Origin of the sequence: uncultured Granulicatella sp. (assembly GCF_963528195.1) — a bacterium.
Classification (GTDB): Bacteria; Bacillota; Bacilli; order Lactobacillales; family Aerococcaceae; genus Granulicatella.
In genome coordinates this window covers 1-8352 of the sequence record NZ_CAURVN010000049.1, presented here as the reverse complement: position 1 = coordinate 8352, position 8352 = coordinate 1, and the positions used below count along the sequence as shown (strand labels likewise).

At 31.5% G+C, this 8352-nt stretch carries 8 protein-coding genes and 1 tRNA gene; all 9 read left to right on the top strand.

Annotated features, from left to right (window positions below; genetic code table 11):
* Positions 1 to 134 precede the first annotated feature (134 nt).
* The gene (locus RWR88_RS07950; RefSeq protein ID WP_314451669.1) at positions 135 to 1478 is read left to right on the top strand and encodes a DUF1958 domain-containing protein; all 1344 of its coding nucleotides are present in this window, start codon (positions 135 to 137) and stop codon (positions 1476 to 1478) included.
* An 81-nt stretch (positions 1479 to 1559) separates the two neighbouring features.
* Positions 1560 to 1633, top strand: a tRNA-Arg gene (locus RWR88_RS07945).
* 118 nt (positions 1634 to 1751) lie between these two features.
* Complete coding sequence (locus RWR88_RS07940) at positions 1752 to 2006, top strand: hypothetical protein (RefSeq protein ID WP_314451667.1); 255 nt, start codon at positions 1752 to 1754, stop codon at positions 2004 to 2006.
* 267 nt (positions 2007 to 2273) lie between these two features.
* Positions 2274 to 4019: a phosphotransferase gene (locus tag RWR88_RS07935; protein WP_314451665.1), complete on the top strand. Its 1746-nt coding sequence runs from the start codon at positions 2274 to 2276 to the stop codon at positions 4017 to 4019.
* Between the two features lie 13 nt (positions 4020 to 4032).
* Entirely contained in the window at positions 4033 to 4767 is a 735-nt protein-coding gene (locus RWR88_RS07930) for a phosphocholine cytidylyltransferase family protein (RefSeq protein WP_314451663.1), read from the top strand.
* A gap of 1 nt (position 4768) precedes the next feature.
* The gene (locus RWR88_RS07925; protein WP_314451661.1) at positions 4769 to 6289 is read left to right on the top strand and encodes a BCCT family transporter; all 1521 of its coding nucleotides are present in this window, start codon (positions 4769 to 4771) and stop codon (positions 6287 to 6289) included.
* A 105-nt stretch (positions 6290 to 6394) separates the two neighbouring features.
* Positions 6395 to 7258: a S1-like domain-containing RNA-binding protein gene (locus RWR88_RS07920; RefSeq protein WP_314451659.1), complete on the top strand. Its 864-nt coding sequence runs from the start codon at positions 6395 to 6397 to the stop codon at positions 7256 to 7258.
* Between the two features lie 33 nt (positions 7259 to 7291).
* Positions 7292 to 7735 carry a Fur family transcriptional regulator gene (locus RWR88_RS07915; RefSeq protein ID WP_314349512.1) on the top strand — a complete coding sequence of 148 codons (444 nt, stop codon included), beginning with the start codon at positions 7292 to 7294 and terminating at the stop codon, positions 7733 to 7735.
* A partial coding sequence (locus RWR88_RS07910) for a tyrosine-type recombinase/integrase (RefSeq protein WP_314451657.1) occupies positions 7725 to 8352 on the top strand: 628 nt, incomplete at its 3' end. The genes RWR88_RS07915 and RWR88_RS07910, both read left to right, overlap by 11 nt.

The following is an 8352-nucleotide window of genomic DNA, read 5'->3' as shown; positions in this document are numbered from 1 at the left end:
ACTAAAATAGGGTTGGTGGATTTTCTCCATCAACCCTATAAATTATAGAACCTTTTAGTTTTATAAAGAATATGAAGTTTATTTTTAAATATGTTATAATTATCTTGAAATATAAGAATAAAGGTGGAAAAAGATTGAAAAGACTAGTGAAATTTTGGTTGACTGTTTCTTTACTTTTTTTAGTAAGTATTTTAACCCCCACTAAAGCAGAAACAGTAGATATTGTTGAATTAACGAAAAATGCAGGATATGAAGTTAATCCAGCAGATAAACCTAAAGCTTCAATTGTTATTGATGCTTATACAGGAAGAATTTTATGGCAAGATAACATTGATGAAGAACGAGATCCAGCTAGTATTAGTAAAGTTATGACAGTATATTTATTAATGGAATCAATTGCTAAAGGTGATTTATCGTTAACTCAAAAGATTACAGCGTCAAAAGAGGATGCAGCTATTTCAAGTATTTATGCAATTAGTAATAATAAAATTGTAGAGGGTGTTGAATATCCAATTGAGGAATTAATTAAAATGACTCTTGTTCCTTCTTCAAATGCCGCAACGATTATGTTAGCAAATGCAGTGGATAAAGATTCTGCAGCATTTATTGGAAAAATGAATAAAAAAGCAAAAGAATTAGGAATGAATCATACGACATTTAATAATGCTTCTGGGGCAGTAGCTGAATTATTCAATGGTTATTATCAACCAGAAGGTTATGATGCTTCAAAACCAAATCAAACAACTGCTCGTGATTTAGCGATTTTGGCAATGGATTTAATGAATCGTTATCCACAAGTATTACAATATACCAATTCTGCTGTTGTGAAAACAATGGAAGGAACACCATATGAAGAAAAATTCGATACATATAATTATTCTCTGCCTGGAGCAAAGTATGGAGTTGAAGGTGTGAATGGATTAAAAACAGGATCAAGTGGATATGGGTCGTTTAACTATATTGCGACATATGAAAAAAATCAAATGAAATTAGTAAAAGTTGTTCTTGGTGTAGGGGATTGGTCTAATCAAGATGGAGAATTTATTCGTCATACATTTGGAAATGCAATTTTAAATTATGTATTAGAACATTTTTCTTATCAAACAATTTTACCAGCTGGAGATCATGATTTTGATGGTCATAAAATTACAACGAATCAAGATCTTAAGATGATTTTGGAAAAAGGAAAAGTTCCTGAATGGCAAGTAGTTGATAAAAAAGTAAGTGCAAAATTAACAGGAGAGTTTTTAAAAGAAAATCAAAAAAATCCTAGTGTGGAAGTGGTAGCAGAAAGTGGTTTTGCAGATTTGCCTAAAGAACCTGAGAAACGACAACAAACACTTCAAGTTTATATTATACAAAATGCATTTGCTTTTGCAGTAATTATTGGAGGTTCTATATTATTCCTTTTAGTTTTATTAGGAGAGCATCGAGCTAAAAAATTAAGAAAGCAAAGAAAACATCAAAAAAATAAATAGGAAAAAATCTGGTAATAATCTGATAAAAATATTTTTACTACTAGACTTTAAGAGTATTTTATGAAAGAATATACTCGAGGGGGTGCTATAGCTCAGTAGGATAGAGCAAACGTTTCCTAAACGTTAGGTCGGGGGTTCAAATCCCTCTAGTACCGTAATGATGATTATTTAATACAAAATGGGGATTTAGAAAGAAATAGTTTGATCAAGAAACGACAGAAAGTGGAGAGTAATGACTCTTCATTCTGAATATATTTTGTATGGGTGATAGCTATGTATGCGATGAATCGTCAGTTAAAGTCATTGAAATTGTTTATAGAAATCATAGAAAAAGGTCATAGTATCGAATTTGAATTTAATGGAAATCTCTATCGATTTTCGCAAATTAATGATGAATATGTATTAATTAATTACACGACTAAAAATGAATTACATTTTAAGACACTTGAAGAAGTGATGGATGAAGAATCTAATGGATTGAATTTCCAAAAGATTTGGAAAAAATTGAAAATCCTTTCAATTCGATAGTCTTATATTTAGTCTGATTTAAAAACTATACTATAATTGTGTTGGGTATATGTAAAAAGTAATACATAAATAATCATCATTTTGTTAGTCAAAATTTTCATAATGGGTAGTGGAGATGAAGCTAACTAAACTAAGTAGGCAAATAACTAGTTTGTTATTTTGTCTACTTTTTTTATTTTTAAACTTTCTTATACATTTTAGTATTGCTATTTAAATTAGTTGGGTGTAAACTATCTTTAGTTCACAAAAACAGAAAGTGGTGATTACATGAACGTTCAAGAATTAGATATTCTGAACGCAATTCGGAAGAATCCTAAGCTGAATCAGCGAGAAATCGCAAATCAATCAGGATATTCATTAGGATTTGTTAATCGTGTAGTAAAAGAATTACAGCTAGAAAAATGGTTATCTCCTACTGGAGAATTAAGTGAAAAAGCAAAAACATTTATAAAAGAAAATCAACCAAAGAAAGCAGTTATTTTAGCTGCTGGATTTGGAATGCGAATGGTTCCTATTAATACGGAAATTCCAAAAGGATTATTGGAAGTAAGAGGAGAAGTCTTAATCGAAAGAATGATTCGTCATCTTCATGAAGTTGGTATTACAGATATTCAAGTAGTCGTTGGCTTTATGAAAGAAAGATATGAATATTTAATTGATGAATTTAATGTTCAATTAGTCGTCAATTCTGAATACCAAATTAAAAATAATTTACATTCATTAAGTAAGGTAAAATCTTCGTTGGATAAAACTTACATCGTACCATGTGACATTTGGACAGAAGAAAATCCATTTAGTGATTTTGAACCCTATTCATGGTACATGGTTACCGATGAAACATCTGTTGAAAGTACTGTACGTGTGAATCGTAAAAGAGAATTAGTGATGGTAGATGAAGATGAAGAAGGCAATCAAATGATTGGTCTTTGTTATGTTATGGGACAAGAAGCAAAAGCTGTTCAAGAGAAATTACAAGAATTTTCAAAAAAACCTTCTTATGATCATGAATTTTGGGAATGTACATTACAAGATAAAAATAAATGGATGATTCCTTCTAAAGTGGTCAATCCAAAACAATTCATCGAGATTAATACGTATGAACAACTGCGAGAAATAGATGGAAATTCTACGAACTTGCAAACAGATGCTATTTCAATTATTCAAGAGTGTTTCAATGTTGAAGTCGATGAAATTAAAAATATTACCGTTTTGAAAAAGGGAATGACGAACCGTTCTTTCTTATTTGAATGTCAAAATCAAAAATATATTATGCGTATTCCGGGTGAAGGAACGGATCATTTAATTAATCGAAAAGAAGAAGCAGACGTTTATCAAGCTTTAAAAAATCGTCAAATTTGTGATGATGTTTTATATATGAATCCAGAAAATGGCTATAAAATTACAGCTTATTTAGAAGATGCGACGAATTGTGATGCAGAAAACTGGGATGAAGTAGAAGCTTGTATGACGAAACTTCGAGAATTTCATGAATTAAATTTAACAGTAGATCATCGTTTTGATATTTTTGGTCAAATTGATTTTTATGAAAGTTTATGGAATGGTGAAAAATCTTATTTTAAAGATTATGAAAAAACAAAAGCAGCCATTTTTGAATTGAAAAAATGGATTGATACATTAGATAAAACAGAAACTCTTGTGCATATTGATGCAGTTCCAGATAATTTCTTATTTACGAAGAATGGTATTCGAATTATTGACTGGGAATATGCGGGAATGCAAGATCCTCATGTTGATATTGCGATGTTTTGTATTTATTCCTTGTATTCAAAAGAACAAGTGGATCATTTAATCGATTTATACTTCAAAGGAGAAGTTTCTCCAATGATTCGCACGAAAATTTATGCGTATATTGCAAGTGCTGGATTATTATGGAGTAATTGGTGCGAATACAAGAGAAGTTTAGGAATTGATTTTGGAGAATATTCATTATGTCAGTACCGTTATGCAAAAGAATATTCTAAATTAGTATTATCTACATTAGAGGAACTGTGAAAAGAGGAGAATTATGACAAATACAATTAAAAGAGCAATTTTAATGGCTGCAGGTCAAGGAACAAGAATGAGACCTATTACAAACCATACTCCTAAACCTCTTGTAAAAGTAAATGGAGTTCGAATGATTGATACAGTTATTCAGGCACTACATAAGAATGGGATTACGGAAATTTATGTAGTCGTTGGATATTTAAAAGACCAATTTTATCCATTAGAACAAGAATATCCAGGGTTAAAAATTATCGAAAATCCTTATTATGACACATGTAATAATATTTCTTCTCTATATGTAGCAAGACAATATTTAGAAGATGTGATTATTTTAGATAGCGACCAATTAATTTATAATCCGGAAATTCTTCATGCTGACTTTACTCACTCAGGATATAACTGTGTTTGGACTGAGGGACATACCGATGAATGGTTAATGACAGTCGATGAACAAGAAAAAGTCATTCATTGTTCACGAACTGGTGGAGAAAAAGGTTGGCAATTATATAGTATTTCTCGTTGGAATAAAGAAGATGGGCATCGTTTAGCACATCATTTAGAACAGGAATTTGATGTGAAACAAAATCGTCAAATTTATTGGGATGATGTAGCAATGTTTTGTTATCCAGAAGAATATGAATTAGGAATTTATCCAATGGAAAAAACGGATATTGTTGAAATTGATAATTTAGAAGAATTATTAGACTTAGATCCAAGTTACCAAAGTATCTTGGATGAAGGTGAGGAAAATTAACATGCAAAAGAGATTACATCAAGAAATTGACTGGGTATCTACTATAGTACCTTTGTTAGGAGTTTTGTTACTAGGAGTACTATTTTTAGTCATTCCAGAACAATCATCATTAATTCTAAGCGGGATTCGTACTTGGTTAGGAGATCAATTTAGTATTTATTATGCACTTTTAGGTGTGGGAATTTTTAGTTGTAGTATGTATGTAGCCTTTTCAAAATATGGTTCTATTGTATTAGGAAAAGGAGAAAAGCCTGAATATACTTCTTTCCAATGGGGAGTAATGATTTTTACTTCTACAATGGCTGCAGATATTTTGTTCTATTCTCTATGTGAATGGGCACTATATGCAAATGAAGATTATGTGGCTCAATTAGGTGGTATTCAAAGATGGGCTCCTACGTTTCCATTATTCCACTGGGGACCAATTGCTTGGGGATTTTATATTATGTTAGCTGTTGCATTTGGTTTCATGTTACATGTGCGTAAAGTTGAAAAGCAAAAATTCTCTGAAGCATGTCGTCCTATTTTAAAAGATAAAGTAGATGGATGGATGGGGAAAGTCATTGATTTAATTGCGATTTTTGCGTTAATTGCTGGAACTGCAACAACTTTCTCATTAGCAACTCCTTTATTATCAGCAGCAATGGGACATGTTTTTGGATTTGAAAATTCAACTGGTGCAACGATTATTATTTTATTATTAATTGCTTTAGTTTACACTTCAACAGTGTTATTAGGAATGGAAGCTGTCTCTAAATTAGCGACTTACTGTTCATATTTATTCTTTGCTCTATTAGCTTATTTCTTATTTGCTGGTGGAGAAACAGTATATATTTTAGAAACTGGTTTTAGCTCTATTGGGAATTTAGCTCAAAACTTTATTGGATTATCAACTTGGTTAGATCCATTGCGTGAAACATCATTCCCACAAAAATGGACAATTTATTATTGGGCTTATTGGATGGTTTGGTGTGTCGCAACTCCATTCTTTATTGGTAGTATTAGTAAAGGTCGTACCATCAAGCAGACTATTTTAGGTGCTTATTCTTGGGGAATTGCTGGAACATTTACTTCATTTATTATTTTAGGAAACTATGGTTTATCACAGCAATTAAAACATGGGTTAGATATTTCTAGCAATTTAGTGACGGATACTCCAGATTATGCAGGTATTATTTTGAAAATTTTTGATACAATGCCTTTAAGTCAGTTAGGGTTAATTTTATTAGCTGTGACAATGGTTGCTTTTTATGCGACAACATTTGATGCGTTGACTTTAGTGATTTCTGCTTATTCTTATAAGACATTAGAGGATACGCATGATTCTGATAAACGTGTTCGTATGTTTTGGGCAGTGGTGTTTATTATTTTACCGATTGCATTAATTTTCTCAGAAAATTCAATGTATAATTTACAATCTGTTGCGATTATTGCAGCATTCCCAATTGGATTAATTATTATTTTGATTGTGTCAAGCTTCTTGAAAGACTTGAAAGCTTACGAAAAAGAAGAGAAACGCTAAAATTAGACATTCCCATAGCAATATGGGAATGTCTATTTTTTTATTTTGGCTTTTATGATTTCTGTGTTAGAATAGGAATGCTAAATAAGTAAAGGAGGGAAAGCGATGACAAGTGATTTATCTACTATTATTCAAGCTATTGTGACGGATGAAAATGATAAAGCGTACTTTGTTCAAAAACAAGGTGAGACGTATCGTGTTTCAAAAAATCCCGATGTAACATTAGCCATCGGAGATGTCGTAACAGGCTTTGTATATGAAAATAGTGATCGTAAAAAAATCATGACCCTTGATATTCCAGCAGTAACAAATGAAAGTTATGGATGGGCAACAGTTACTCAAGTGAGAAAAGATTTAGGCGTATTCGTATCGATTGGATTACCGGATAAAGATATGGTTGTTTCATTAGATGAATTACCAAACTTAAAAGAATTATGGCCAAAGAAAAATAATCGATTATATGTAACATTAATTAAAGACAAGAAAAATCGTACTTGGGCAACTATGGGGGATGGAACAGAGTTAAAAGCCAAATCCATTAGAGCAAATCAAACGTTGAAAAATAAAGATGTATCTGCAACTGTAACAAATGTAAAATTAGTAGGAACATTCTTAATGACAGAAGAAGGGTATCGATGCTTCTTACATCCAAGTGAACGATTATATGAACCAACACTTGGTGAATTAGTTAATGTACGAGTGATTGGTGTTCGTCCAGATGGTGTATTAAATGTATCCATGAGACCAAGAGCTTTTGAAGCAATTGGGGATGATGCAGAAATGATTTTAACAATGTTAAGAAATCGTCCAACACATACTTTGCCATATTGGGATAAAACAGATCCAACGATTATTAAAGAAATTTTTGGAATTAGTAAGGGACAATTCAAACGTGCGATTGGTTCCTTATTAAAAGCGAAAAAGATTACACAATCAGAAGGATTTATTCAATTAGCAGAAGAAAAATAAGGATTGAAATGGAGGGATAGGACTGTGTTAACAATGGAAGGCATCAAAAAGAAATTGCAAGAAGAGGGATTTAAGTTAACTCCTCAAAGACAAGCAACAGTTGCAATTTTATTAGAAAAAGAAGATGACCATCTGAGTGCTGAAGCTATATATATGCTCGTTAAACGGAAATTTCCTGATATTGGATTAGCAACAGTCTATCGAACTTTAGAAATATTAACAGATTTAAATATTACTTATCGAGTTGTGTTCGATGATGGATTAGCTCGTTATGATTTAAAACGAGATGAATCCAATCGTTTCCACCATCACTTACTATGTAATAAATGTGGGAATATTGAAGAAATTCATGAAAACTTATTAGGTGAAGTGGAAAAAGTAGTTGAAGAACGATTCCATTTCAAAGTAGAAGATCATCGTTTAACTTTCCATGGTATTTGTCAAAAATGTAGAGAAGGTGAAACTCATGCAACATAATTTGGATTATTTTGTGGATTCATTGGCAATCCAAGGATTATCTCAAAATACAGTGATGAGTTATCAAAGAGATTTAATGAAATTTTACCAATTTTTGAAAGAACATCAGATTCGAGATTGGAAAGAAGTCGATTATTCTCTAATTGTATTATTTTTACAAGACTTAAAACAGGATGGTTATGCAACAAGTTCTACTAGTAGAATGATTAGTTGCCTAAAAAAATTCTTTAAATTTTTACAACAGGAACAATTGGTTGAAACAAATCCAGTACAATCACTGAAAGTTCCTAAAAAGAGTAAGACGTTACCAAAAGCATTAACGGTTGATGAAGTGACACAAGTATTAAATTCCTGTGATACTTCAACGGTATTAGGATTAAGAGATAAAGCAATGTTAGAACTCCTTTATGCAACCGGAATGCGTGTTAGTGAGTTAATTACTTTAAAACTAAGTGACTTGCATTTAGAATTGGGATTTCTTCAAACGATTGGTAAAGGAAATAAACAAAGAATTATTCCTATTGGACAAGCAGCCACTAATTGGGTTCAGCATTATTTAACTTATGCAAGAGTGGTGTTAGAGCAGGAATCAAATCCAGTGGAATATTTGTTTTTAA